Origin of the sequence: Hyphococcus luteus (genome assembly GCF_002943565.1) — a bacterium.
GTDB classification, from domain to species: domain Bacteria; phylum Pseudomonadota; class Alphaproteobacteria; order Caulobacterales; family Parvularculaceae; genus Hyphococcus; species Hyphococcus luteus.
Window position 1 is genome coordinate 15,002 of the sequence record NZ_PJCH01000001.1, and the last position, 26,118, is coordinate 41,119.

Genomic DNA, 26,118 nt, shown 5'->3' on the forward strand with positions numbered 1-26,118 from the left:
TAACGTGTACTAACCAATTAGCGAAGTTCAGTCACAAACTCATAGCGGTCGCCGCGGTAAGCGGAACGCGTGAATTCAATCACCGTTCCGTCGGCGCGACGCGTAATACGCTCGATCCGCAGAACTTCATCTTTTTCGCCAATACACAATAGCCCGGCTTCCGTTGGCGTTGCGAGCGATGCGCGAACTTTCTGCACGCCGGAAACAGGCCGATTTCCCGTCTTTTCTAGCGCTGCATAAAGAGAATCGCCAATTTCATCTATCGGCGGAATGAAATCCGCAATTACAATCGCGTGCTCCAGCGCCAATGGCTCACCCTCCGAAAGCCGCACTCGGCCGAAACGAGCAACCCTGGAAGACTTTTCAATTTCCAGTGCGTTCGCCTCCTCGCTTGTCGGGTTAGCGTAGCTGCGCATCAGCCAGATTGTGCCGGGCTCTTCACCCCGTGCGCGCGCATCATCGCTAAACCCGCTCAAATAAGTGCCAGGCACCTCAATGCGTTTTGAAACGAATGTTCCCGACCCTTGCTTGCGCAACAAAAGTCCTTCTTTGATAAGCTGATCGACGGCCTTTCGCACGGTAACTCGGGAGGCCCCGGTGATCTCGCAAAGATCACGCTCAGAGGGAAGCGCGTCGCCCGAGCCAATCCGGCCTTCAGCAATCTGTTTGCGAAGATTGTTGGCTATCTGCAAATAAAGCGGCGTACTGTTTCCTTTTTCCAACGCTACTTCAATCATTTCCGTTCACCACGTCGGCTTCTTTACCGTAAAACCTTTCAATCGCTGTGCGGAGAACCCCGCTGGAATCCAACAGCAGCTTCTCCGCCCTACCCCGGTCCGCGCCCAGCGCGTACAAAATACCGGTTTTTATTTCCCCATTCGCGTCATCCAATGCAGAGGCCGCCGCTTCCTCCGAGATTTCCGCAACTTGGGAGATTATGGCGACCGCACGATTGTGCAACTTTTTGTTGGAAATGGTCATATCGACCATGAGCCCTTTATAGACGCGGCCGCACCGGATCATGATCGCTGTCGACAAGAGATTGAGGATCACTTTTTGAGCTGTCCCCGCTTTCATCCGCGTTGATCCGGCGACAACTTCACTGCCGGTTTCCGCACAGATACCGATTTCCGCGGCTTTTTGAATTTCTGATGATGGGTTGTTTACAACACCAATCGTCAGGGCTCCTTTATGATTTCCAAATTCTATGCCGCCGAGCGTAAAAGGCGTTCGGCCGCTTGCGGCAACGCCAATCAATACGTCAGACGAAGTAAGATCGATAGCGCTGAGCTGTTCTCTCGCGGCGGCGGCATCATCTTCAGCAGTTTCGGCGCTTTTGATGAGCGCATTAACGCCGCCAGCGAGAACGAAGACAATGCGATCCATGGGCCAGCCATATGTCGGTCCCAGCTCAACGGCATCCTGAATCGCTATCCGGCCGGAAGTGCCGGCGCCGACATATACCAGTCGCCCACCAGCCATGAGTCGATCCGCAGCCGCATCAGCGGCTCTAGCGATTGCATCAACCTCAGGACGCACAGCCGCGACAGCCGACATTTGAGCCTCGAGCATGACATCCACCGCCACAGCAGTGGGCCAGCGGTCTATTTCGGCATAGCGTTCGTTTACGGATTCGGTCTGCATGTTTCTCTCTTGGCTGGAGCCAGAATGTTTGAAGCGACTCTCCTTCACACCTTAGGCGTTGCAAATTTGTATTGCAATGGTATTATCTCTCCTAGAAAGCAGGCTGAGCCTTCTATCGAAAAGCTATACCAGCATGTCGCCCTGCCTAGCCCTGACGCTTCAGTCTTTCCAAAATGGTAATCCTTGTGAGCCCATGTAAAAAGTCCGCGACGGCGACTGGTAAGAAAGAATTGAGCTTCACTCCTCTTGAACGCCATCCCGCGTCTTCCGCCGGCTCGGATATCGATCTTCAGGCGCAGATGCGCAGAGCGCATGAAGGCAGGTTGGATCTACAATTTCGGCTTCGCGGCAATATAGGCGACGTATCTCTTCCCGATGTAAAAGCCTCGCGGCGTTCGGACGGCCTTTGGCGTCGCACATGCTTTGAAGCATTTATTATGAAAAAGAGTGATGACGCCTATTGGGAAGTCAATTTGTCTCCGTCCAAGGAATGGGCGGTATACCGGTTCAGCTCTTACAGAACGGGTATGCACAGAGAGGATATCATCACTCCTCCCATTATCACTATAAGCGCGTCGCCGACATTGCTTGAATTAACGGCGCGGTTTGTCGCTACGCCTTTAACTGAATGTCCTGCGGAAGAGTTACGAATTAATCTTGCCACGGTCGTGGAGCACACGACAGGTGAAAAGTCCTACTGGGCCATTCGTCATTCGCAAGGCGCACCCGACTTCCATCATTCAGACTGCTTCGTCGGCGCTATCGTTTAAAGGAAACGAAACAATGAAGTTCGGAATAGATCGATTAATTTCTGAAAAAACGCTACGGACGCCCCTGTCCCAAAAGCGCGTCGCTTTGCTTGCCCACCCAGCGTCAACGACTGAAAACTTAACACACAGCTTCGACGCGTTATGCGCCTGTCCGGACATCAAGATTACCGCGGCTTTTGGGCCCCAACACGGCCTTAAAGGCGACAAACAAGACAACATGATTGAATCGGAAGACTTTGTTGATCCAGTCCATGGCGTGCCGGTGTTCAGCCTTTATGGTGAAGTTCGGCGACCTACAGACGAAATGATGGCGACCTTTGATGTCTTGCTGGTAGACCTGCAGGACCTTGGATGCCGTATCTATACGTTTATCACGACGCTATTATATGTGCTTGAAGCTGCAGCCGATCACAAAAAAGAAGTGTGGGTCCTTGATCGCCCCAATCCTGCAGGCCGGCCGATTGAAGGGCTTAGTCTTCGACCGGGCTGGGAAAGCTTTGTCGGCGCTGGTCCAATCCCAATGCGTCACGGCTTAACGCTCGGCGAAATAGGCCATTGGTTTGTGAAACACTTTAAACTGAATGTCGAATACCGCGTAATCGAGATGGACGGTTGGACATACGCATCTTCGCCTGGTTACGGATGGCCGCTTTTTGAGCGATCCTGGATAAACCCGAGTCCAAATGCGCCAACATTGTCAATGGCGCGTGCCTATGCTGGTACGGTCATGCTTGAAGGATCTACGTTGTCAGAGGGACGAGGCACAACGCGACCACTTGAAGTATTTGGGGCGCCCGACCTCGATGCGAAAGATGTGATAAAAGAAATGGAGAAGCTGGCTCCATCTTGGATTTTGGGGTGTCGACTTCGAGAATGCTGGTTTGAACCCACATTTCACAAACACCAAAGAAAGCTATGCAACGGCGTTCAGATCCATACCGATGATCCGGGATACAACCATGATCGTTTTCGTCCTTGGCGACTACAAGCGCTCGCATTTAAGGCGATTAGAAATTTGAATCCAGAATATGAAATTTGGCGGGATTTTGAGTATGAGTATGAATTCGGAAAATTACCGATTGATGTAATTAATGGAAGCACGCTATTGCGCGACTGGGTCGACGACGCAGGTAGCAGCCCTTCGGACCTTGATCGACTTGCCTTACACGACGAGCGCGCATGGGACGAAGAGCGCCAAAGTCTTCTTTTATACTGAAATGGTCTATTTCACACGCTCGCGTTGAATCATAAGCAAAAGTCAAAGATCGGAATCCAGCTCCCTCTTCGCGAAGCGTGAATTCGAGCCAAAATCGAACGCGGCAAAGCTTCGCGTAGTATCGGACCAACCGGGGCGAGCGGCCCAACGCCGAAAAGGGCCGAGTATTCGTCGCTCGCTGACTTCACGCAGGAGCTAGCTGTGAATCGGCGTGGAATATTGACCCCGTTTGAGGGGTGATCGGCTTCCATAATTGACCCCCTTGGACTTTTTGGTTCACGCCGCTTCACAAGCCTTGGCCAGAGTCCACTGTCTATGGAAAGTGGACATTCCGTGTCTCCAAGAACGGCGGCGGTCCCGGCGCGCCGCTGGAAAAGCCTATCAAAGTCATGGGCCCGGCCGGACTCCGCACCCGCCTTGAAAAAACCAATCAAGCGTGGATCGAGACCGGCCAAAAGATCGGCCACTCACCATCCGCTGAAAGAATTATCTATTCAAATTCAATGCGTTAATTGACTTCCCTATCAGCCAAGCGGTTGAAAGTCGCCTATGTCTGACCGTCATTCGTGCCCCTTCATGCTAAGCAGCTGTTTTCAACTAACTATCCAGAATTACACTACAGAACTTGCTTATGTAGTGTACATGATTTATGTACCCTACATAAGCAAGAACCGTGGGGTACCAAATGGAGACCTTTCCCCTATCCGTCCAGACAACCTACCAGGACCTCCTCGAGGCCCACAAAATGCACGCCCTTAGCGCTCTTGGCGGCGCGCCCATCCGAAGGGACCTTGGAGCGAAAGGAAGTTACTGGTACGCGCGCCAACGCATCGGGGACCGCGTTGTCGATCGGTATATCGGACGCGATTCGCCCGAACTTCGTGACCAAATAGAAAAAGCGCGAGAGCAGATAGAAGAGCAGAAATCGTTCGAGAAAAGATGCGCCAGCATGGTGGCGCAGCTTCGCGCCGCCGGCTTGCCGGCGCTTGATCGCGAGACGGGAAAAGTTCTGAACGCCCTTGCGAAGGTCGGCGCCTTTCGGCTTGGGGGCACGCTTGTCGGTACGCATGCATTCCGTTCTTATAGCGCGGAACTTGGCGTGCGTCTTGGCGAAGCCCTCGCCGTCACCGGCGACGTCGATATCGCCGCCTTCGAAAACCTGAAGCTGGTCATAGACGACAAGGTCGATCCATCGCTGGCCGAAACGTTCAACGAGCTGAAGTTAGCTCCCGCCCCCGGCCTTGATCGCAAAAACAGACCGACCCGATGGGCTATGCCTGGCGGCGGCGTCATGCTCGATTTTCTGGCGCCGCGCATGCGCGAAGAAAGCGACGTCATCATGCTCGAACCATTGGGCGTTTATGCGCAGGCGCTCTCATTCCTGAACTTCCTGATCGCCGACCCGATACCGGCTGTCGGGCTATATCGCAGCGGCGTCCTAGTACAGATACCGAGACCTGAACGGTACGCGATTCACAAACTCATCGTCGCCCAAAGACGGGCGAAAGACTCCGAGGCCAAAGCGCGAAAAGACCTCGCACAAGCTGAAACCCTGATCGACGTGCTTACTGAAGATCGCCCTTACGCACTGCTGGAAGCCTATCAAACCGCAATCGACACAGGACCAAAATGGCTCGAAGCGATTGAAAAATCTTTGCGGCAAAGGCCAAAAGCGATGGAAAGAATTAAATCAATATCTCAATAGACCTCAATGAAGCATCGATGCCCCTATGCCACCCCAAACGCCGGCTTCGCCCGTATGCACGTCCGTCATGCGCCAGCCACCTAGGCGGCATGCAGATGACACAAAACAAGCAAGGGGCCCGAGGCCACCACATCGATGCTTGCTTTCATTCAAAGAAATTTAAGTTACAGATCGGCACGAAAATCACTAAAATTTTTTCATCCCAGCACTGACAAACATGCGCAAACGTAATACAGAATAGACTATGCTTGGGAACAAAATTACCCAAGCGTAACGAAGTGTTGGAATGATACTTTGTACACGGATGACTTTAGTCTCGCAAGATGTTGAAAGAAAAATCAGACTCAGGACGGCTGATTCCTCTCCTGGCGCCATTTTCAGCAAAGACCCCAACTCAAGATTGCAGCGCAAGCCGCGACCGCTCCTGATGGACGGATAGCGGCGATGATACGCTTGTTATCAAAATCCGCCTTCAGGTTTGTATTCGTTAAACCGCAGCTGCGAAGCCGATAAATATCGGCGCGACGCACAGAATGGCCGCGGCCATAGTCAGCGCGAAGCAGAGAATGCCGGCAATAGTTTCCGTGACTTTCTCTCCTTCTCTTTTGGTCCGTATTTTCTTATGCCTGTGAGTCCTATGCGCCTCCCGATGCGCCGAGAACAGGCGCGACTGCGGCCCGCCGCGCCTTGCTTAAGGAGAGGATCGATGCTGCAATCCGCCTTGAACCGGACCCTGACTTTTGTCAGGGCCGGACTCCTGCCAAAATGACATGGCGCCTGGAAAATTTATGACCGACGCTCCTTCCAACATGAGTGACCAGGATCACCTGCGCGAGATGATCGAGGTCATCAGCGGCGAACTCGAACTGCGCCCGTTATTGACCGTCATTGTTCAAAAAGCCTGCGAGCTGTTGCGCGCGGAGCGCGGGTCCATCGGCCTCATCGAACCGGAAGAGGGCGTCGTGCGCATCGAAGCCGTCTACCGAATGCCGCCAGAGGAGCTGGGTTCGATCGCGCGGCCGGGCGAAGGCCTTGCGGGCCGCGTTTATGCGGAGCGCGCGCCGGTTCTGCTCGATCGTTACGGCGAACTGACGGCGCCGCCGCTCGCCGGCATGGATGAAGACAGCGTCATCGGCATGCCGATCATGTGGCGCGGCGACATAATCGGGACGTTCGGCATCGGCGCCGGGCCGCCCAAACGCTTCGGCGACAATGATATTCACATGCTGGGCATGTTTGCGCGGCATGCGGCGATCGCCATCAACAACGCCCGCGCCTATGAACAGAACAAGAAATATGCAGCGCTGAAAGAACGCCAGCAGCTGGCGCGCGACCTTCACGATAATGTCAGTCAGCTGATCTTTTCGCTCTCACTCGTCGCCGAATCCATCGGCGCCGGCTATGCGCGCAGCGCCGAGGAAGGCGATGCACGCGTCTCGCGCCTTCTCGATATCGCCAGCCTTGCACAAAAAGAGATGAAGGCGCTGCTGGCCGAATTGCGCGCACCCTCGGAAAACGAAAATCACTCGCTCGCCGCTTACGCCCGCGCCAACGGGCTCGTCAAAGCGCTCGAACGCCACCGGGCGCTCACCGCTGGAGAGAATGTCGCCATTCATATCGAGGTGGAGGACGAAGGCCTTACCGAAGCCGAGACCGAAGCGCTGCTGCGGATCGCCCAGGAAGCGACGGCGAATGCGGTGCGCCATGGCGCGGCGGAAACCGTCCGGATATCCCTTGCCGGCAACGGAGACGGCCGGCGATTCCGGGTCGAAGACGATGGACGAGGCCTCGCCCAAATTCCCGACGAAAGCGGCGGGTCGGGACTCGGCGTCGCCAGCATGCGAGCCCGCGCCGGCAGGATCGGCGGCGCCTTCACCCTCGCAAACCGTCCGGAGGGCGGCGCGTGCGTTGAGGTTCTTCTGCCGCTGGCCTAACATGCGCCCCGGAGAGAGACCCCTCGTGACAGCCGCCAAGCCCATACGCATCGTAATTGTGGACGATCATCCGATCGTGCGCGAGGGGTTGCGCACGCTTCTGGGCGACGAGCCCTCCGTGGAGATCGTAGGCGAGGCCGGCGACGCGGACGTCGCGGAAGGCCTGATCGAAGACTTGAAGCCGGATATTGTCCTGATGGACGTCGCCTTGCCCGGTCGCAGCGGCATCGAAGCGGCGGCGGCGCTCAAGGCAAGAGGCGTTGGCGCCAAGATCATCCTTTTGACGAGCGCGGTGGGCGACGACCTGCATCTGCATGAAGCCATCGATGCGGACGTGATGGGCTATCTCCTGAAAGACGTTTCCAAGGCAGAATTGCTCTGGTCCATCGAGAGCGCCTATCGCGGCGCGCCGGTGTTTCATCCCGCGATCCAAAAGCAACTGCTTCGCCGCGCCTCCGGCGCGCGCCTGCCTCACGAAAAGCTGACGCCGCGCGAACTCGATATCTTAAAGGAGGTCGCCCGGGGCAAAAGCAACAAGGCCATCGCCTATGACCTCAACCTCACCGAAGGCACGGTCAAAGGCTATGTCAGCGTCGTGTTGTCGAAACTCGGCGTCGACGACCGGACCCAGGCCGCGCTTTACGCGGTCAAACACCAGCTCGCCGACGAGTGATCAATCGGCCGGCAGTTCGTAATTCTTGAACTTTTTCCGCAGCTCGGTCTTCAACACCTTGCCGGTGGCGCCGAGCGGGATTTCGTCGACGAATTCGACGGCGTCGGGCAAAGCGATCTTGTCGAGCTTGGGCTTTAAAAACGCCAACAGCTCTTCCGCCGTCAGGTCCGACCCGACGCGTTTATGGACGATGAGGAGAGGGCGCTCCTGCCATTTGGGATGATGAACGCCGATGACGCCGGCCTGCGCCACGTCCGGATGCAGCATGGCGGCGTTCTCGATCTCGATAGAGGACACCCATTCGCCGCCGGTCTTGATCACGTCTTTTGAACGGTCGGTGATCTGCATGAAGCCGTCGGGATCGATGATCGCCACATCGCCCGTATCGAACCAGCCGTCATCGGTGAGCGTCGGTTTATCGGCCTTGTAATATTCGTCGATGATCCAGGGGCCGCGCACCTGCAGATGGCCTTCGCATGTCCCGTTGCATTCGAGCACATGGCCGCCCGCATCGACGATGCGCATGTCGACGAAAGGCAGCGCCCGGCCGGCCTTCAGCATATAGGGCATGCGCTCGTCGAGCGGCAGCGCCTGAACGTCCGGCGGCAGAATATTCATCGTGCCGATGGGCGACATTTCCGTCATGCCCCAGCCCTGCTGCAATTCCACATCGTATTTTGCAAAACCCCGGATCAGGGATTCGGGCAGCGCCGAGCCGCCGCACATCCCCTTGCGCAGATAAGGCAGCTCCTTGCCGGACTGTTCGAGATATTGAAGGAGCCCGAGCCAGACCGTGGGCACGCCCGCGCTGTAGGTCACCTTCTCGGCGTCGAGGAGTTCGTAAAGCCCTTCGCCGTCGAGGCGCGGGCCCGGAAACACCTGTTTCACGCCGGTCATCAGACAGGAATAAGGCGTGTTCCAGGCGTTCACATGGAACATCGGGACAACCGGCAAAAGCACGTCCCCCTCCTTGAGCCCGAGAGACGACGGCAGAGAGGCGGCGAAAGCCTGTAAGACGAGAGAGCGATGAGAATAGACGACGCCTTTTGGGTCGCCGGTAGTGCCTGAGGTGTAGCACATGGCGACCGCCGTGTTTTCATCGAAATCCGGCCAGTCGAGGGCTTCCGCGCCGCCTTCCACGAGATCGTCGTAAATCAGCGCGCCCTCGCCCGCTTCGTCGGCATGCTCGGCGTTGGAGAGCACGCAATAGTGCTTCACCGATTTCAGATGCGGTTTCAGCGCGGCGACCAGCGGCGCGAAGGTCGTGTCATAGAAAAGATAGCTGTCTTCGGCGTGATTGATGACGAAGGCGGCGTTTTCCGGCCCGAGCCGCGGGTTGACGGTGTGCAGAACGGCGCCGAGACCGCCCACGGCGTAATACATCTCGAACTGGCGATAGGTGTTCCAGCCAATGACGCCGACCCGGTCGCCCGGCTTGACGCCGAGATCTTTGAGCGCATTGGCCAGCTTGCGAATGCGCCGCTCGGCGTCGGCGATCGTGTAACGGTGGATCGGCCCTTCGACGGTGCGGGTGACGATTTCCGTGTGGCGGTAATTGCGCACCGCATGTTTGAGGATCTCGGTCGTCAACAGCGGCCGGTCCATCATCAATCCTCGCATCGCCGAAAATCCTCCCTTGGCTTTTGTTATTCCGACATAAAATCCGGTCTTGGGGGCCGGGTCAAATGCCGGGAGCCATGAATTGCAGCGTTTGCGGGCTTACTGATCGGTTTTGGCGATTTCCTCGCCGAGGATCGCCTTTTGACGGTCTTGAGGCGGGAAGTCTTCGGCGATCCAGCGCGCCTCGACGGCGGCGAGAATTTTCGAGACGGCGGGGCCCGGCGCGACGCCCGCCGCCACGACATGCTTTCCGGAAATCTCGAAATGCGGCGGCGGCGCGGCCTCCGCCAGCGCCTTCAAACGGCGATAGTCGCCTTCCCCGATCCGGCCGCGCGCCGCCGCCGTCAGGATTGCATCGCAGAAACCGTCCCGGCCGAGGCGGTAAAGCCGTTCCCGGACGGAAGCCTCGTCCATCGCCGGCGCGATGCTCGCCGCGCCTTTGAGCGCGCCGGAGCGCATGGCCTTTTCCGCATTGGAAAGCCGCAGGCGCCGGCCGACGCCCGCGCCGCCTTCCTCGCCGTAAAGCGCGGCGAGCATCAAAGGGGCGGACGCCGCCGGCTCAAGATTTTTCATGCGCGCCGCGGCGGCGAGATCGGGGTCGGCCGCCCACACTTCGGCGAGAACGCCGCTCGCCTGCATCGCTTCCAGCGCAAAAGACGCGCGCGGCAAAGAGAGAACGCCCGACATCTCCGCGCCGATGCGTTCCGCCGAAAGCTGGTTCATGCCGTCTTTCAGCGCGGCGCAGGCGGCGAGGCCCGGCGTATCGAAACTGTCGCAAAACCGCGCCGAGAAACGAAAGAAACGCAGGATGCGCAGATAATCCTCACGGATGCGTTCTTCCGGCGCGCCGATAAAACGCACGCGCTTCGCCGCGACATCCGCCACGCCGCCGGCGGGATCGTAAAGCTTTGCATCCGGCGTCAAGTAAATGGCGTTCACGGTGAAGTCGCGCCGGCTTGCATCGACCGCCCAGTCGCGGGTGAAGGCGACGGTGGCGCGCCGCCCGTCGGTCGAGACATCGGCGCGCAATGTGGTCACTTCGACGCCCCTGTGCTCGGTGATCGCCGTCACCGTGCCGTGATCGATCCCCGTGGGCGCGACGCCAAGCCCCGCGGCTTTCAGCGCCGCCGTCGCGGCCTCCGGCGTCAGCGTCGTCGCCACATCGAAATCTTTCGGAACATCGCCTAAAAGGCTGTCGCGCACGCAGCCGCCGACAAAGCGCGCACAGCCGGGCTCGGCCGCATCGAGCGCGGCGATGACGGCTTTCAGATGCGCCGCTTCGAGCCAGGAAAAATGTGCGCGCTCTTCCTCCGCCAACGGATGAAGCGCGACCTCCGTCACGCGCGCGGCTCCGGCTGCAGGATTTCCGCGAAGGACCGCAAAATGCCCGCAGTCAGCCCCCAGATGTGATAGCGGCCGTAAGGCGCGGCGAACATTTTATAAGGCACGCCCTCGAGCGTGCGCTCTTCGGTAATGTGGTTCGAAAGATCCGCGATGAAATCGAGCGGCACTTCGAAAATCTCGCCCACTTCGCGCGGACAGGGCTGCAAGGGCGCGTCCGGCGCGACGAGGCCGACGACAGGCGTCACGGAAAAACCGAGCCCGCCCTTGTGAACGCCAAGCGCGCCGATAACGTCCACCGCCTCAGGAGGGATGTTCACTTCTTCATGGGCTTCACGCAGCGCTGTCGCCACGACGTCTTCGTCTTCCGGCTGGGTCTTGCCGCCGGGAAAACTGATCTGTCCCGCATGGGACGGCATGTCCGAGGCGCGCACGGTCAAAATGACATGGATCCCTCGTGGCCGGGGGATCAGCGGAATGAGAACCGCCGCATCCTTGCGCAAATCGCTCCAGCGTTTTTCGAACAGTTTCTCGCCGACGAGATGCGGATTGATCTCGTTGAAAAGTTCGCGCACGCGCGCGGCCGTCGCATGTTTGAGATTGGCCTCAATCATCGCGCGCAAATCATCCGCCGACTGGTCCGCATTCATGGTCATGATCAGGCGTAAACTTCGCTGGCCGGCCCAAAAGAAAAGAAAGCGCCGTCCGACGCGACGCCGAACGCTTCTTCGCCGTCTATCTCGCGGGTTTCGGCGAGTTCCACAAGCTCGTAAAACACGGACCGGGCGACGCGCGCCTCAAGTCCGGCGCGCACCTCGACATAAGGCGCGCCACCGCCGGTTTCCGGGTCCTTGCGAAACTCAATGGGGTGGTCCGGCCCGGCGGCGACGTCGTCGCCGACATTCGTCGTAAAAACCAGTTTTTGGCCCTCCCCCTCGCCTTCCTTGCGCATGAGGACGGCGACAAAAGGCGCATCTTCCACCGTGATTTGCATTTTCTCGACCGGCGTCACCAGGAAATAAGCGTCACCCTCACGGCGCAAGACCGTGGAGAAGAGCCGGACGAGCCGCGCCCGGCCGATCGGCGTTCCTTCATGAAACCAGGTCCCGTCGCGTTTGATGACGATGTCGATTTCGCCGCAATGCTCGGGATTCCATTTTTCGACAGGCGGCAGGGATTTGTCTCCCGCGCCTTCAAGCGCCGCCGCATATCGCATGAGATCGGTCATAATATAAGCAAAACCGGCGTTGCTCCTTTTAAGAGCACGCCGGCCTTTTATCCTGTTTCACGCCCCTAACAAAGGGCCGGCGTTTTCCGTTCCCCGCCCTATTCGCAGGCGAGGCAGCGCGCGTAGGCGGCGTTCGGATCGTTGAACTCTTCGAAGAATTCAGCCTTTTCCTCTGCGGCCCGCACCAGCTTGGCCACCGCGCTGTCATTACGCTTTGCTTCGTCGCCGCCAAGCGCTTTCAACGCAGTCGTCGACAGATTGCCCATGAAGATTTCAAAGGTCGTGCGTTTTTCCTTCATGTCGACGACGTCGTATTTTTCAAGCTTTGCAAGTTTCGCCGCCGCTTCGATCGCTTTGTCGAAGTCGCCGAGATGATCTACGAGTTTCAGTTCGATGGCGCGCTCGCCGATCCACACCCGGCCTTGGCCAATGGAGTCCACATAATCTTTTTCAAGGCTGCGGCCGTTGCCGACGACGGTCAGGAAACGGTCATACCCGTTTTCCGTCGACTGCTGAATGATGTCGGCGGCGCTTGACGGCAAGGGCCCGATGCCGGTGGCGAGGATCGGCGAAAGATCGGTGGTGCCGACGCCGTCCACAAAAACGCCGAGTTCGGCGGCCGCGTTCTCGAAGGTGTTGAAATAGCCGAAAATGCCGATCGAGCCGGTGATCGTCGTCGGGGCGGCCCAGATTTCGTCCGCATCGGCGGCGATCCAGTAGCCGCCGGAGGCGGCGAGCGAGCCCATGGAGGCGACAACCGGCTTGCCGGCGGCTTTCAGCGCAAGAATTTCGTCGCGCATGATGTCCGCGGCGAAGGCCGACCCGCCCGGGCTGTCGATGCGCAAGACCACCGCCTTGACCTTGTCGTCCTCGCGCGCCTTGCGCAACTGCGCGGCGATCGAGTCGCCGCCCGCGGCGCGGCCCGTCGGCGCCTCGCCGTCGATGATCGTGCCCGCCGCGGTGATGACCGCAATATTCGGCGCGCTGGTGTCGTCATCATCGTCGAGCGAGGTCAGATAGCGTTTGAAGCCGACTTTCTTGAACGATTTTCCGTCCTTCGATTTGCCGAACGCCTCCATCAGCTTTTCATTCATGTCGGCGCGGGACATGAGACCGTCCACAAGGCCGGTTTCGAGCGCCGCCTTGCCGAAATCGCCGTCCACGGTCTTCATGATCGCGCCCATATTGTTGGCGTAATCCTCGACCGTGCCCGGGGCGAGGCCGCGCGCGCCCTCGACGGACTGCGTATATTTGTTCCAGAGGACGCTGAGATAAGCGATGTTCGCCTCTTTGGCCGCGGGCGACATGTCATCGCGGATAAACGGCTCCACCGCCGATTTGAAAGTGCCGACGCGGAACACATGGGTGGTGATTTTCAGCTTTTCGAGGAACGACTTCAGATAGGTCCCGTATGAGCCGTAGCCATAGATCAGGAGATTGCCGTAATCGTTCATGTAGATTTCGTCGGCGTGTGAAGCGAGGAGATACTGGTCCTGGCTGTAATAATCGCCGACGGCGATGACCTTCTTGCCGCTTTCCTTGAAGGCGTCGATTTCATCGGCGAGGTAATGCAGCTTGCTGGCGCTCGAAGGCGACGCGCCGAGCGCGCCGAGATCGAGCACAAGCCCCTTGATGCGCTTGTCGTCTTTCGCGGCGCGGATCGCCTTGACGACATCGTGCACTTCGATCTGCGAGGGTTCGGACATGCCGTAGGCTTCCTCGCGCAACACGTCGAGGGGGTTGATGTCCTCGGCGATTTCCACAAGCACGCCATTGGGATCGAGCACCAGCGCCGCATCTTTCGGTATCGAGATCGACACCGGATCGTTGCTGCCGGCAATGCCGTTAGTCACCTGAACCAGAACCCCGACAAAGAGAAGAAGGATGATGAGGCCGATCAGTCCCTGCAGAACCAGGAGAAAGCCGATCACCAGCTTTGCAAAACCTTTGATGAAACCCCAGACCGTGAAATGCGACTCGTGCTCAGACACAAATGTCCCCTTTGACACTCCGCCGGCCCGCGCCGGCCTCTGGGCGCGGAAATCCGCTCCCGTTTATCCGCCAGTCTCTCCATCGCGGCGTCCTGCGCCGCCATGGCGATGTTCCGGCGACAGCCCCGCCCGCGCCGCGCAAACTCATGTCCGGCGCGCGATGAAGCATGGTAGAGATTGGGCCCGGAGCCGCAAGGGGCAAGACATTTTCGACAATCCGTTCGCTTTCCTTGCCAAGCAGTTCTTTAACCCTCATCAAGCCATGGTATCTGGAAGATCGATCCAGAATCACCGCCCGATCACAGCCCGTTGCGCAAAGCCCAGGATTGACGCCATCCCATGACCGACACACAGCCTGATCAGGACCTTTTGCAAAAATTTGATGATATTTCGGTAAAATTCGGGCGCGCCCGGGCCGCTTTGGGCAAGGTCGTTTTCGGCCAGGAAGAGGTGATCGACCTCACCCTTGCGACACTTGCCGCAGGGGGTCACGGCCTTCTGGTGGGCGCGCCGGGCCTCGCCAAGACCCTTCTTGTCACCTCAATCGCCGATCTCATGGGGCTTTCGGCCAAGCGGGTGCAGTTCACCCCGGACCTGATGCCCGGCGACGTTTTGGGCTCGGAGGTCCTGGAAGAGAGCGCCGAAGGCAAGCGGGAATTCCGTTTCATTCCGGGACCGGTCTTCTGCCAGCTTCTAATGGCGGACGAGATCAACCGCGCGAGCCCTCGCACCCAGTCGGCCCTCCTGCAGGCGATGCAGGAGCACCATGTGACGGTCGCCGGAGCCTCCCACGACCTGCCGACGCCGTTTCACGTTCTCGCGACCCAGAACCCCATCGAACAGGAAGGGACCTATCCCCTGCCCGAGGCCCAGCTCGACCGTTTTCTTCTGCAGATCGATGTCGGCTATCCCGACATCGAGGCCGAACGCAAAATGCTCGCCTCGACCACGGGCGCCGACACCGCCCATGTGGATGCGGTGATGACTTCGGAAGACCTCCTCGCCGCTCAACACCTTGTGCGCCAGATGCCCATCGGCGAACAGGTGGTCGAAGAAATTCTTACGCTGGTGCGCGCTGCGCGCCCCACGGAAGACGCCAAGGAGCGCGTCCGGAATTTCGTCGCCTGGGGTCCCGGCCCGCGGGCGAGCCAGGCCTTTTCGCTGGCGGCGCGCGCGCTTGCGCTCATCGACGGGCGCCACGCCCCGTCCCTTGACGATGTGAAGCGGCTCGCCGGCCCGGTGCTGCGCCACCGCATGGCGCTCAATTTCGCGGCGCGGTCCGAGGGGATCGACACGGACGGCTTTATCCAGGAATTGATGGCGGGGGCCTGAGCGCGTTCCCGAAAAGTGGTTGCCGGTTTTCGGAAAGAACGCGCGACCGAATGAAAACCGGCTGAGGAAGGACCGAAGTCGAATGACATCTTCCGGGCCCCAAATGCTCGCTGTCCGCCACGAAGCGGAAAAGGCGGCGGCCCTGTTTCCGGCGATGCTGCTCGAGGCCGAACGCATCGCGCAGTCGGTTTCCGCCGGCCTGCACGGGCGCCGGCGCGCCGGGCCGGGCGAGACCTTCTGGCAGCACCGGCCATATGCGTTCGGCGATCCGGTCTCGACCATCGACTGGCGCCAGTCGGCGCGCGCATCGGACCGGCTTTATGTGCGCCAGAACGAATGGGAGGCGGCGGCGGCGGCCTATCTCTGGCGCGACCCGTCCCATTCCCTCGACTACGCCTCGGCGAAGGACTGGCCGACGAAACGCCGCCGCGCGGACGTGCTTTTGACGGCGCTCACAATCCTGCTTTCCCAGGCCGGCGAGCGCATCGGCCTTCTGGGGGACGCACGCCGCCCGTTTCAGGGCCGCAATGCGCCCGAGCGCATGCTCGAAGCCCTCGGCGCGGAAAAATTCGACGACGCGAAAGGCGCGCCGCCGCTGGCCTCGACGCCGGCCGGCGCGCGCATCGTCATGGCGAGCGATTTTTACACCGCGCCGGAAAACGTCGACCGCGCCGTCGCCGCGCTCGCCGGATCGGGCGCCAAAGGCGTCCTGTTGCAGATCTGCGATCCGGCGGAAGAAGAGTTTCCCTTCGAGGGCCGCGTAGAATTTCGCGATCTCGAAAGCGCTGACCGGCTCGTCTTCGGCGAGACCGGCTCGCTTGCGGGCGCTTATAAAGCGAAGTTCGCCGCGCACCGCGACGCGCTGGAGACGATCGCGCAAAAGAACGGCTGGAGCTTTCTCGCCCATCGCACGGACAAGCCGCCGCAAACGGCGCTTCTCGCCCTTTTCACCGCGCTCGCCGATATGCGCATCTGGCAGGCCTAACCCATGGGCGCGCTTAGTTTCACTTCGCCCTTCATCCTGCTCGCGCTCGGCGCGCTGCCGCTGATCTGGCTCCTCCTGCGCGCGACGCCGCCCTCGCCGAAACGCGAACGCTTCCCCGCTTTCATTATTCTCCGTGAACTGAAGACATCGGAAGAAACGCCCGACCGCACGCCCTGGTGGCTGCTTCTCATGCGGCTCTTCCTCGCCGCCATGATCATCCTGGCGCTTGCGGGGCCGGTTATGAATGCGCCGCAACCGGGAACGCATAAAGGCCCCATGGTGCTCGTCGTCGACGACAGTCTCGCAGCGGCGCAGCAATGGCGGGTGCGGCTCGACGCGATCCGCGAGGCGGCGGCGGAAGCGGCGCAGGATGGCCGGCAGGCTTTCCTTTTGACGACGGCGCCGCAGGACGTCCCGGCGCCGCCTGAGCCCATGAGCGGCGAAGCCTTGCGCGCTGCCGGCGACAGCCTCGCACCTAAGCCCTTTTTCGCCGACCGCGCCGGCGCCGCGGCGAAACTCGCCGACCTCGACCAATACCTATCCGACGGCGATGTGGAAATCCGCTGGCTTTCAGACGGGCTCGCCGGCGAAGGCGACGACGCGCTGGCGGCGGCGCTTGAAGAAAAAGGCGAGCTTACGCTTTACGCCGACGCGCGCGCGCCGAAATATCTTCTGCGCGCCCTGCCCGTGAACAGCGAGGCGCCGGCTTATCGCGTCGAGCGTCTTGAGGCGGGCGCGCCTGCGGAGGGCGCTGTCGTCGCAACCGCCCGCGATGGACGCGAGCTCGGGCGCGCGGAGTTTGAAATGGCGCCCGGCGAGAAGACGCGCGAAGTCACCCTCAACCTGCCTTTGGCTTTGGCGAATGAATTGTCGGTCGTGCGCATCGAGTCCATTCCCTCCGCCGGCGCCGTCCATCTCGCCGATGCGCGCGACCGGCGCGCGCTGATCGGTCTTGCCCGCAACGCCGAAAGCGCCAGCGACGATCTTCTCTCCGGCGATCACTATATCCGCGAAGCGCTGGAGCCTTATGCGGCGTTTTTGAACGACGCCCTCTCCGCGCTGCTTCAGTCCGACGCCTCGGTCATCGTGCTTGACGATGTCGGGCGCCTGCGCGCCAGCGAAGCGCAGGACCTGCAAGCATGGGTCGAACGCGGCGGCGTCTTGATCCGTTTTGCAGGGCCGGTGCTCGCCGAGGCCGCGCAGGACCGCACGCCGCAATTAACGCCCGCGCCCCTTCGCGGCGGCGGGCGCGCTTTCGGCGGCGCGCTCACCTGGGACACGCCGCAGCGGCTTGACGCTTTCGCGCCGGAAAGCCCGTTCGCCGGCCTTGCGGTTCCGGACGACGTTTTCATCCGCCGTCAGGTGCTCGCCGAACCCGGCGGCGAGACAAGCCAGCACACCTGGGCGCGGCTCGAAGACGGAACGCCCCTCGTCACCGGCGCGCGCGAAGGCGACGGCGTCGTCGCTCTCTTCCATGTCACCGCGACGCCGGACTGGTCCGACCTGCCGCTGTCCGGCCTTTTCGTCGAAATGCTGCGCCGGCTGACCTTCCTGTCCTCGCTCGGCCCCGAAGCGGCGGAAGACGGCGAGGACGCGCTTTACGCGCCCTTGCGGATGCTGAACGGCGAAGGCCGGCTGTCCCGGCCCGACGACAGGGCCCGGGCGCTGACCGCCGCGGAGCTGGCCGAGCCGCCTTCGCCGGAACGCGCGCCGGGCTTTTACGGCGCGCCGGAAGCGCCGCTGGCCCTGAACGCCGTCACGGCGGATGCGCGCTTCGAGCCCATATCCATTCCGGGCGTCGTCGCAGCGCCTTATGAAGCCGCGCCGCCGGTGTCTTTAAGCCCGCCGCTTTACGTCATCGCGCTTCTTCTCCTTCTGGCGGACGGACTTCTCGCGCTCTTGGTCAGCGGGCGGCTGAACTGGCGCGCGGCCTCTGCGGCAACGCTCATCGCCGTCAGCCTTGCGCCCCTCTCGCCGGACCGCGCGGCGGCGCAGCCCCTCGATCCGCCGATTGAGGAAAAGACCATGGAGGCGGCGCTCGCCACACGTCTCGCCTTCATTCAATCCGGCGATCCTGCCGTAGACGAGCTTGCCGAGCAGGGACTGGCCGCCTTGAGCCGCGAGCTTCACCGGCGCACGGCGGTCGAACCAGCCGCGCCGGACAGCGTCGATCCCGATACGGATGATCTCTCCGTCTACTCTTTCCTCTACTGGCCCATCGCGCCGGACGCGCCGACGCCGTCCGACGCCGCCCTCGCCAATATTGAAAACTTCATGCGCTTCGGCGGTCTTCTTCTCATCGATACGCGCGACGACGAACGCGCGGTCGGCGCAGGCTCGACGCCGGAAGGCGCGGCCCTGCAGCGTATTCTGGGCGCGCTCGACATTCCCCCGCTGACGCCGGTCGACGACGATCATGTGCTGACGCGCTCCTTTTACCTCCTCGAGACGCTGAACGGGCGCTCCAACAACAATCCGGTCTGGGTGGAGGCCGATTCCAGCGGCTCCAATGACGGGGTGACGGCGCTCATCATCGGCGGGCGCGACTGGGCCGGCGCCTGGGCGGCGGACAGTTTCGGCCGGCCCGTTCGCCCCATGAACACAGGCGGCCCCCGGGCGCGCGAGCTCGCCTATCGCGCCGGCGTCAACATGGTGATGGTCGCTTTCACCGGAAATTATAAATCCGACCAGGTGCACACGCCGATATTGCTGGAGCGGCTTGGCCAGTGATCGCGCTTCCCATGAACATCGTGCTCGATCCGCTGCTGCCCTCATGGGCGCTGATCGCCGCCGCCGTCATCGGCGCCGCCTTCGTCATCCTTTCGCTCATCCGCAACTGGAAAAGCGGGATCGCACGCCTTGTCGCTGTCGCCGCGCTGCTTGCGCTTCTCGCCGGACCCATGACGCGCGAAGAAGAGACCGCGCCCTTGAACGACATTGCCCTCATCCTCGCCGATGAAAGCGCCAGCCAGTCGCTTGATGACAGAGACGCCGTCGCCGCCGACGCGGTTGAAAAGCTGCAGACCCGGCTCGAAGCGCTGGGCGGCGTCGATGTGGAGACCGTGCGTTACGGCGGCGAGGAAGAAACCCGCAGCGTCGACGCCCTGCGCCAGACAGTGGCCGACACGCCGCATCAGCGCCTCGGCGCCGTATTTATCGTCACCGACGGACAGACCGCCGACGCCGAAGACGCAAAACAATCGCTGAACATCGACGCGCCCGTGCATCTTCTCACCACCGGCGATCCCCGGGAGTCCGACCGCAAGATCACGCTGTTGAGCGCGCCGCGCTACGGCATTGTCCGCCAGTCGGTGCGCGTTTCCTTCCGCGTCGACGATCTCGGGGCCGAAGGCGAGCCGCTCACCGACGCCAACCCGCCCATCGTGACCTTGCGGATCGGCGGCGAGGAAATCCTCAGCGAAGCCGTGCCCGTGGGCGCCGAAGCCGGCTTCGACGCGCCGCTCGACCGGCCGGGCCAGACCATCATCGAACTTGAGGTCGCAAAACGCTCCGGCGAGCTGACGACGCGCAACAACATCGCCGTCCTGCCGATCACGGCGGTGCGCGACCGCTTGCGGGTCCTTTTGATTTCCGGCGAACCGCATCCGGGCGAGCGGGTCTGGCGCAATCTTTTGAAATCGGATCCGGCGGTCGATCTGGTTCATTTCACGATCCTGCGGCCCATCGACAAGAATGACGGCACGCCGGTGGACGAACTGGCGCTGATCCCCTTCCCCCAGGACGAGTTGTTCATCGACAAGCTCGACGAGTTCGATCTTTTGATCTTCGACCGCTACGCTTATCGCGGCGTGTTGTCGTCCTTCCATTTCGACAATATCGCCCGCTTCGTCGATGGCGGCGGCGCCGTTCTCATCGCGGCGGGGCCCGAATATAATAGCCCTTTGAGCCTTTCAACGCGGCGCAATCTCTCCTTCATCCTGCCGGCGCTCCCCGCCGGAGCCGCCATTGAAGAAGCTTTCCGGCCGGAAATCTCCGATCTCGGCCAGCGCCACCCGGTCACCGCCGATCTTCCGGATGCGGATATCTGGGGCCGCTGGCTGCGTCTCATGCCGGTGACCAAACTGCGCGGGCGGACGCTGATGCAGGGGCCGGACGGCGAACCGCTGCTCATTCTCGACCGCATCGGCGAGGGGCGCATCGGCCTGCTTCTGTCCGATCATGTCTGGCTGTGGGCGCGCGGCTTCGACGGCGGCGGCCCCCATGCGGAGTTGCTCAGACGCATCGCCCACTGGCTGATGAAAGAGCCGGAGCTCGAAGAAGAAGCCCTCGATCTGAGCGCGCAGGACGGCGACCTTATTGTCGAACGGCGCACCATCGAAGACGCGGCGCCCCCGGTGACGCTCGCTTTCCCGGATGGCGGCGAACAGGAAGTGACGCTTTCCGAAACCGCGCCGGGCCACTTCACCGCCCGGATCGCCGACGCGCCGCGCGGGCTTTACCGTGCGACGTCAGGCGATCTGTTCGCCATCGGCGTGATCGGCGTCGAAGCGGCGCCGGAATTCCAGAATGTCGTTTCCACAAGCGCCCAGCTTGCGCCGCTTGCGGAAGAGACCGGCGGCGGCGTTTTCCGGATCCGCCGCGATGATGGCGCGGATCTGCCGGAACTCAGGCGTCTGCGCCGCGGAACGACGCCGCGCGCCGGCGAAAACTGGGCCGGCATCCTCGAACGCGGCGCCGCCCGCGTCCAGAATGTGAAGGATGCTCCTCTCGCCCCCGCTCTCTTCTGGCTCGTCATTCTGGCCCTGTCGCTTCTCGCCGCCTGGGCGATCGAGGGCGGGCGGTTGCCGCGCAGGCCAAAGCAAGGTTAACGGGCGTAAAGGCTGTTTGCGCGCCCGCGGGGATTCAAAAAATTTACGTAATTGTTTAACGGCGCCGAAAATCGCGCCGCGTTAGGCTCGCTTCACAACAAGTCATGCTGAAGGAGTCTACGCGTGGCGTTTGCGACCAACAAACAATCGGGCGAACAGGCGAAGCGGCGCAGCCCGCTGGCTGGCTGGCTCGGCAAAAAAGGGGATTCGTCCGGGGATGAAATTCCGGCGATGGACGTCGCGGGCGGGCTTGACCGCGCCCTGCGCAACCGCAAAGCTAATATCGAAGAACCCAGCGAGGAAACCCGCGAGAACCCGGTGCGCGACGCGCTGACCGCCATCGAGGCGGCGCTCTACGCCATCGACCGGGTGCGCGACATCCTCGAACAGGCCTGCGAGGTCGCCCTCTCCGCCAAGGATGTGGAAGATGAAGGTGGCCGGGCGCTGCTCGCCGAGAGCTATGACGAGCTGAGACTGTCGATTAACGACTCGCTCGACAAGATCGATCCGCGCGCCGCGGTGCTGATCGGCAAGGGCCAGCGCCATATCGACGTCATGCTCGGCGGGCGCACGAAATATTCGGTGTCGCCCATGCGCCTCGATGTCAGCGAAAAAGGTCTCGACCTGCCGCCCCCGGCGGAGGCCTTTTCGAGCTATGAGGAAATCGACATCGTCCTCGATCATCTCGACAAGGCGCTGGGCCGCGCCGACCGCGCCGCCGCCAGCTATTGCCGGGACGCGCAATATCTCATCGCGCGGATGAAGGCGGATCTGGAAAACTCCGACGCCGCTTAAGAGCCCCGCTCTAAAGCTCGCGGCCGTTTAAGCGCTAGACGGACAGACGTTCGCTGGCGGCGAAACCGATACGCTTAAGGCTCTTATTTTTCTAAAAAATAGAGCCGGAAACGCATCGTAGCCTGGAAAGAGACGTCTGATCTTCCACCCTACGAACGAAATGCAAAATCTTTGGATCAGGCTCTAAACGGTGTAGATGCAGGTCTCGCCGTTCGAAGGACGCGAGACCCGCACTTCGGCGAGCCCAGGAAAGCGGGCTTTCAGTTTCTTCGCCGCCCACTGGCAGATATTCTCGAGCGTCGGGCGCTCAAGCCCCTCGACCTCGTTCAACAGGCGATGATCGAGCGCGTCATGAAGGTCCTGAAGCGCCTCGGCCACATCGCCGAAATCCACGACCCAGCCGGTTTCTTCCTGCGGCTCGCCGTCGATCACGACTTCCATCTTGAAAGAATGGCCGTGCAGGCGCGCATAAGGCCGCGCCTCCGGGTCGTGATCCAGAAAGTGCGCGGCGTCGAAACTCATCGACTTGACGATGCGCATGTCAGTCCTCTGTCCTTGTCTCTCCGCGCGCCTTACGGAATGCCCACAATCTTGTGGGTCTGAAGGCTGAGGCGCCATTGCGGATGTCGCCGGCAATACTCCACCGCGGCGGCGGTCTCCGCCGCTCGCGAGGGCCCGTCCATAGGCTGCAAGAAGAAAAAGTCAAATGCGAGGTCTTCAAACGCCTCCGGCGGCGCGTCTTTCTGACGGTAAACGAGCTTCAGCTCGTTCCCTGACGTCTGGACGAGCGGGGCGGTGGATTTCGGACTGACGCAGAGCCAGTCGACGCCGCCGGGCGCGGCGAGGGTCCCGTTGGTCTCAACCCCGATTTCGAAACCTTCATCGTGAAGCGTCTCGATCAGCGCCGCATCGAGCTGCAACAATGGCTCGCCGCCGGTGCACACGACGTATGGCCGCCCGCCCCCCGGCCAGGCTTTCGCGACCGCCGCGGCCAGGGCCTCGGCGTCGGCGAATTTGCCGCCGCCGGGCCCGTCCACGCCGATAAAATCCGTATCGCAGAACGTGCAGACCGCATCCGCCCGGTCGCGCTCCAGCCCCGACCACAGATTGCAGCCCGCAAAGCGCAAAAACACCGCCGGACGCCCGGCCTGCGCGCCCTCGCCCTGCAGCGTGTAGAAAAGTTCTTTGACCGCGTAACTCATTGGCCCGGACTTACCGGAAACAGACCCCAAGACCTAGAGGGTCCGTAAAAACCTTACGATCGAGCACATAAATCCTTGAGCCCGCCGCCGGCACACTATCCGCGCTGGAATCCCCGGCTGGCGCCTTTGCTTGACTATTCCCCCGGGATAGGGACGATTCCGGCTTGTCAGGGGGACAGGCACAGTAAACAGGTTGCGAGTATCCAATAATGACGCCCCCCGTCTGCCCAAAAGCCGCCCATGCGTTTTTCGCTTCCATGGCCTTCATGCTGGCGGCCGCTTGCGGCGGCGGGAGCGACCCGCAACCCAGCACCGGCTCAAGCACGCCGCCCCCGCCGACAGGCGGCGGCTCGACGGATCCGACATGGACGTCCGGCGTCTACGCGCCTTCCAGCCAGTACGTAAACCGCTGCGAAACCGTCCGCACCGGCGTCGATATAGAAGGCGATCCATTCCCGGACATGGCCGGGTCGACGCTTTATGAGAATTTCTTCCTGCGCTCCTGGACCCATGAAACCTATTTGTGGAACGACGAAGTCGCCGACCGCGATCCGGCTAATTACAACGACCCCGTGCAGTATTTCGCGCAGTTGAAGACGACCGCGCAAACCGCCTCGGGCAAGGACAAGGACCAGTTCCATTTCAGCCAGCCGACGGAAGACTTCTTGCGGGAACGCAACGCCGCCCCCTTCGCCAGCTATGGCGCCGTCTTCTTTGCTTTCTCGGTAGCCCCGCCGCGCGACGTGCGCGTCAGCTATACCGAGCCGGGCACGCCCGCGTCAGAGGAAATCATGGGCCAGCCCAATCTTCAGCGCGGCTCCAAAATTCTCGAGATCGACGGCGTCGATGTCGTCAACACCAACACCCAGTCGGAAATCGACGCCCTCAACGCGGCGCTGTTTCCCGAAAACGCCGGGGAAATGCACACTTTCGTGGTTGAAGACCCGGGGAGCGCGGGGACCCGAACCGTGATGCTCGCCGCCGCCGACATCTCCCCGAGCGCCGTCAATTTGACGGACGTCATCGACACGGGAACCGGCAAGGTCGGCTATGCGCATATCACGACCTTCAGCCCTTACGATTCGGAACAACAGATCGCCGACGCCATCGCCGCCTTGAGCGCGGACGGCGTCTCCGATCTCGTTCTCGATCTCAGATATAATGGCGGCGGCCTTTTGGCGATCGCCTCCCAGCTCGGGTTTATGGTCGCCGGCGACGCGCAAACGAACGGCAAGACCTTCGAACGGCTACAGTTCAATGACGACGCCGGCGGCGTCAATCCCGTCACAGGCGAGACCGACAATTCGACCCCTTTTTATAGCGCCACCGTTGGCTTTTCTTCGCTCGCCGCCGGAACGCCGCTGACAAGCCTCGATCTTTCGAGAGTCTTCATCCTGACGACGGAAAACACCTGCAGCGCCAGCGAATCCGTCATCAACGCCCTGCGCGGCGTTGATGTCGAGGTCGTCCTCATCGGCGAAGGCACATGCGGCAAGCCTTTCGGCTTTTATCCAGAAAGCAATTGCGGCCAGACCTATTTCTCGATCCAGTTTCAGGGCGTGAACGACAAGGATTTCGGCGATTACACCGACGGCTTCATCGCGGCGAATTCGAGCGAAACCTACGGCGTCAGAGTCGCCGGCTGCGCCATCGCCGACGATTACGATCATGACCTTGGAGACCCGGTGGAAGCGATGCTCGCCGCCGCGCTTCAATATCGAGATATGGGATCGTGCCCGTCGCCGTCGGTTGTAGCAGGCATAACAACAAGCTCGGTCAAAACGGCGGAGAAGCCTGCGGAGCTGACGCCCGGGCTTAACGTCATGCGCCATAATCGCGATATGAGAATGCCCGAGTAAAAGAAAGGCGTCTTTGATATGGCTTCCTTGCACAAACGCGGCCCCTTCGCCCTCATCGGCGCGCTCTTATTCGCCGCAGCCTGCCAGACAAGCCCCGCCTCTGAGGCGGCGGTTCTGGAATCGGCGGACACGCAAACCATGACGAAGGTGAAATCCGTTCTCGCCGGCGCCATGAATGTCGCGAGTGTGGATCTCGGCGCCGGCGATCCGACTGAGTCGCCGGTGATTTCCGTCCTGCCGCCGCGGCCGAGCCCTTACGAAGACCGCAGCCCGGCCATGCCGGTTCTGTTCGATCTCGTTGTCAAAGGGAATGTCTGTTACGCCGTGCGCCGCGAAACCGGCGAGGCTTATGAACTGGACGGCGTCGCCTGCCGCCCGTTTCGCGACCTGCCCTAAGTCTTGCCGCCAAGGTGAAGCTGGCGCACGACGTCGAACAGGAAAGCGGCGGAAAGCCCGAACAGCAAAAGCCCGTTGGACGCGGCCGCGCCCGACAGCAAACGCCAGTCATTGGGCAACAGGACGTCGCCGAAGCCGAGCGTCGTGAACGTCGCGCCGGCGAAATAGAACGCCGTCTCCCACTGGGTGAACATGCCGTGCTGAAAGAACACCCAGGCCCAAAGGCCGATCTCCAGCGTATGGGCGAACATCAGCCACAAAACCAGAACCACCAGCACGGCGGCGTCGCGCAAAAAACGCACCGCCCCCTGCGCCCGGCTTTTGGCGGCGCGAAAGGCGACCGCCGCCGCCGCAACGAAGACACCGTGAATGAACGTGGTCAGCGAAATGACCAGGCTGTTGATCAGGAGCTGGTGAACGAAGCCGCCGGTTTCCATCGAATCCCTCTTCGCGCTTTCCATAACAGGAAACGGCCGGGATTGTCGCGCGCTGCGTCTATTTGGCAGTGTCTCCGTTTGTCTTCGTCCTTCGAGACAGCCCCGCTCCTTCATCCTGAGGAGCAAGCCGTAGGCTTGCGTCTCGAAGGACGGAGGGGCGG

Annotated in this window: 22 protein-coding genes; 12 read left to right on the forward strand and 10 right to left on the reverse strand. The window is 61.2% G+C overall.

Annotated features, from left to right (window positions below; all coding sequences use genetic code 11):
- Positions 1–17 precede the first annotated feature (17 nt).
- Together CW354_RS00060 and CW354_RS00065 are read right to left on the reverse strand one after the other, a co-directional pair.
- Positions 18–737 (reverse strand): GntR family transcriptional regulator, encoded by a 720-nt coding sequence (locus CW354_RS00060; RefSeq protein WP_104828012.1) that lies wholly within the window; start codon positions 735–737, stop codon positions 18–20.
- Positions 730–1,644, reverse strand: coding sequence for an N-acetylmuramic acid 6-phosphate etherase (locus CW354_RS00065; protein WP_104828013.1), 915 nt, complete (start codon positions 1,642–1,644; stop codon positions 730–732). The genes CW354_RS00060 and CW354_RS00065 overlap by 8 nt, the downstream gene beginning before the upstream one ends.
- A gap of 173 nt (positions 1,645–1,817) precedes the next feature.
- Here CW354_RS00065 and CW354_RS22845 point away from each other — a divergent pair, with 173 nt between their 5' ends.
- The 5 genes from CW354_RS22845 (at position 1,818) to CW354_RS00085 (ending at position 7,942) form a co-directional block, all read left to right on the forward strand.
- Entirely contained in the window at positions 1,818–2,414 is a 597-nt protein-coding gene (locus CW354_RS22845; RefSeq protein WP_165793442.1) for a DOMON-like domain-containing protein, read from the forward strand.
- 13 nt (positions 2,415–2,427) lie between these two features.
- Positions 2,428–3,630 carry an exo-beta-N-acetylmuramidase NamZ family protein gene (locus CW354_RS00070; RefSeq protein WP_104828014.1) on the forward strand — a complete coding sequence of 401 codons (1,203 nt, stop codon included), beginning with the start codon at positions 2,428–2,430 and terminating at the stop codon, positions 3,628–3,630.
- Positions 3,631–4,375: 745 nt separating this feature from the next.
- The gene (locus CW354_RS00075; protein WP_491059810.1) at positions 4,376–5,335 is read left to right on the forward strand and encodes a nucleotidyltransferase family protein; all 960 of its coding nucleotides are present in this window, start codon (positions 4,376–4,378) and stop codon (positions 5,333–5,335) included.
- A 788-nt stretch (positions 5,336–6,123) separates the two neighbouring features.
- The gene (locus CW354_RS00080) at positions 6,124–7,269 is read left to right on the forward strand and encodes a GAF domain-containing sensor histidine kinase (RefSeq protein WP_165793444.1); all 1,146 of its coding nucleotides are present in this window, start codon (positions 6,124–6,126) and stop codon (positions 7,267–7,269) included.
- Positions 7,270–7,294: 25 nt separating this feature from the next.
- Positions 7,295–7,942 (forward strand): response regulator, encoded by a 648-nt coding sequence (locus CW354_RS00085; protein ID WP_165793445.1) that lies wholly within the window; start codon positions 7,295–7,297, stop codon positions 7,940–7,942.
- Here CW354_RS00085 and CW354_RS00090 read toward each other — a convergent pair whose 3' ends face one another.
- The 5 genes from CW354_RS00090 to sppA form a co-directional block, all read right to left on the reverse strand.
- Complete coding sequence (locus CW354_RS00090) at positions 7,943–9,562, reverse strand: long-chain fatty acid--CoA ligase (RefSeq protein ID WP_104828018.1); 1,620 nt, start codon at positions 9,560–9,562, stop codon at positions 7,943–7,945.
- A gap of 99 nt (positions 9,563–9,661) precedes the next feature.
- A complete protein-coding gene (locus tag CW354_RS00095; RefSeq protein ID WP_165793446.1) occupies positions 9,662–10,903 on the reverse strand; it encodes a CCA tRNA nucleotidyltransferase in 1,242 nt (413 codons plus the stop codon).
- A complete protein-coding gene (locus CW354_RS00100; RefSeq protein WP_104828020.1) occupies positions 10,900–11,559 on the reverse strand; it encodes a CoA pyrophosphatase in 660 nt (219 codons plus the stop codon). Before CW354_RS00100 ends, CW354_RS00095 begins: the two co-directional genes overlap by 4 nt.
- A gap of 2 nt (positions 11,560–11,561) precedes the next feature.
- Positions 11,562–12,131 (reverse strand): DUF1285 domain-containing protein, encoded by a 570-nt coding sequence (locus CW354_RS00105; RefSeq protein WP_104828021.1) that lies wholly within the window; start codon positions 12,129–12,131, stop codon positions 11,562–11,564.
- Positions 12,132–12,229: 98 nt separating this feature from the next.
- Entirely contained in the window at positions 12,230–14,122 is a 1,893-nt protein-coding gene (sppA, locus tag CW354_RS00110) for a signal peptide peptidase SppA (RefSeq protein WP_165793447.1), read from the reverse strand.
- A 339-nt stretch (positions 14,123–14,461) separates the two neighbouring features.
- Between sppA and CW354_RS00120 the strand changes: the two genes are divergently transcribed.
- The 5 genes from CW354_RS00120 to CW354_RS00140 all read left to right on the forward strand — a co-directional run bounded on the left by CW354_RS00120 (position 14,462) and on the right by CW354_RS00140 (position 22,063).
- Positions 14,462–15,454 (forward strand): AAA family ATPase, encoded by a 993-nt coding sequence (locus CW354_RS00120; protein ID WP_104828024.1) that lies wholly within the window; start codon positions 14,462–14,464, stop codon positions 15,452–15,454.
- Positions 15,455–15,536: 82 nt separating this feature from the next.
- The gene (locus CW354_RS00125) at positions 15,537–16,439 is read left to right on the forward strand and encodes a DUF58 domain-containing protein (protein ID WP_104828025.1); all 903 of its coding nucleotides are present in this window, start codon (positions 15,537–15,539) and stop codon (positions 16,437–16,439) included.
- A gap of 3 nt (positions 16,440–16,442) precedes the next feature.
- On the forward strand, positions 16,443–19,169 hold the full coding sequence (locus tag CW354_RS00130) for a DUF4159 domain-containing protein (RefSeq protein ID WP_104828026.1): 2,727 nt from the start codon (positions 16,443–16,445) through the stop codon (positions 19,167–19,169).
- Entirely contained in the window at positions 19,166–21,268 is a 2,103-nt protein-coding gene (locus CW354_RS00135; RefSeq protein WP_104828027.1) for a hypothetical protein, read from the forward strand. Before CW354_RS00130 ends, CW354_RS00135 begins: the two co-directional genes overlap by 4 nt.
- A 123-nt stretch (positions 21,269–21,391) precedes the next feature.
- Positions 21,392–22,063: a hypothetical protein gene (locus CW354_RS00140; RefSeq protein WP_104828028.1), complete on the forward strand. Its 672-nt coding sequence runs from the start codon at positions 21,392–21,394 to the stop codon at positions 22,061–22,063.
- Positions 22,064–22,246: 183 nt separating this feature from the next.
- Here the strand turns inward: CW354_RS00140 and queD are convergent, their stop codons facing one another.
- Together queD and queE are read right to left on the reverse strand one after the other, a co-directional pair.
- The gene (gene queD, locus CW354_RS00145) at positions 22,247–22,603 is read right to left on the reverse strand and encodes a 6-carboxytetrahydropterin synthase QueD (RefSeq protein WP_104828029.1); all 357 of its coding nucleotides are present in this window, start codon (positions 22,601–22,603) and stop codon (positions 22,247–22,249) included.
- A 32-nt stretch (positions 22,604–22,635) separates the two neighbouring features.
- Positions 22,636–23,265 (reverse strand): 7-carboxy-7-deazaguanine synthase, encoded by a 630-nt coding sequence (gene queE, locus CW354_RS00150; protein WP_104828030.1) that lies wholly within the window; start codon positions 23,263–23,265, stop codon positions 22,636–22,638.
- 209 nt (positions 23,266–23,474) lie between these two features.
- On the opposite strand from queE, the gene CW354_RS00155 reads away from it, so the two are divergent.
- Positions 23,475–25,124 (forward strand): S41 family peptidase, encoded by a 1,650-nt coding sequence (locus CW354_RS00155; protein ID WP_104828031.1) that lies wholly within the window; start codon positions 23,475–23,477, stop codon positions 25,122–25,124.
- 18 nt (positions 25,125–25,142) lie between these two features.
- Positions 25,143–25,520: a hypothetical protein gene (locus CW354_RS00160; RefSeq protein ID WP_104828032.1), complete on the forward strand. Its 378-nt coding sequence runs from the start codon at positions 25,143–25,145 to the stop codon at positions 25,518–25,520.
- Here CW354_RS00160 and CW354_RS23610 read toward each other — a convergent pair.
- Positions 25,517–25,957 carry a potassium channel family protein gene (locus CW354_RS23610; protein WP_207764589.1) on the reverse strand — a complete coding sequence of 147 codons (441 nt, stop codon included), beginning with the start codon at positions 25,955–25,957 and terminating at the stop codon, positions 25,517–25,519. The two genes, CW354_RS00160 and CW354_RS23610, sit on opposite strands and share 4 nt — an antisense overlap.
- Positions 25,958–26,118 lie beyond the last annotated feature (161 nt).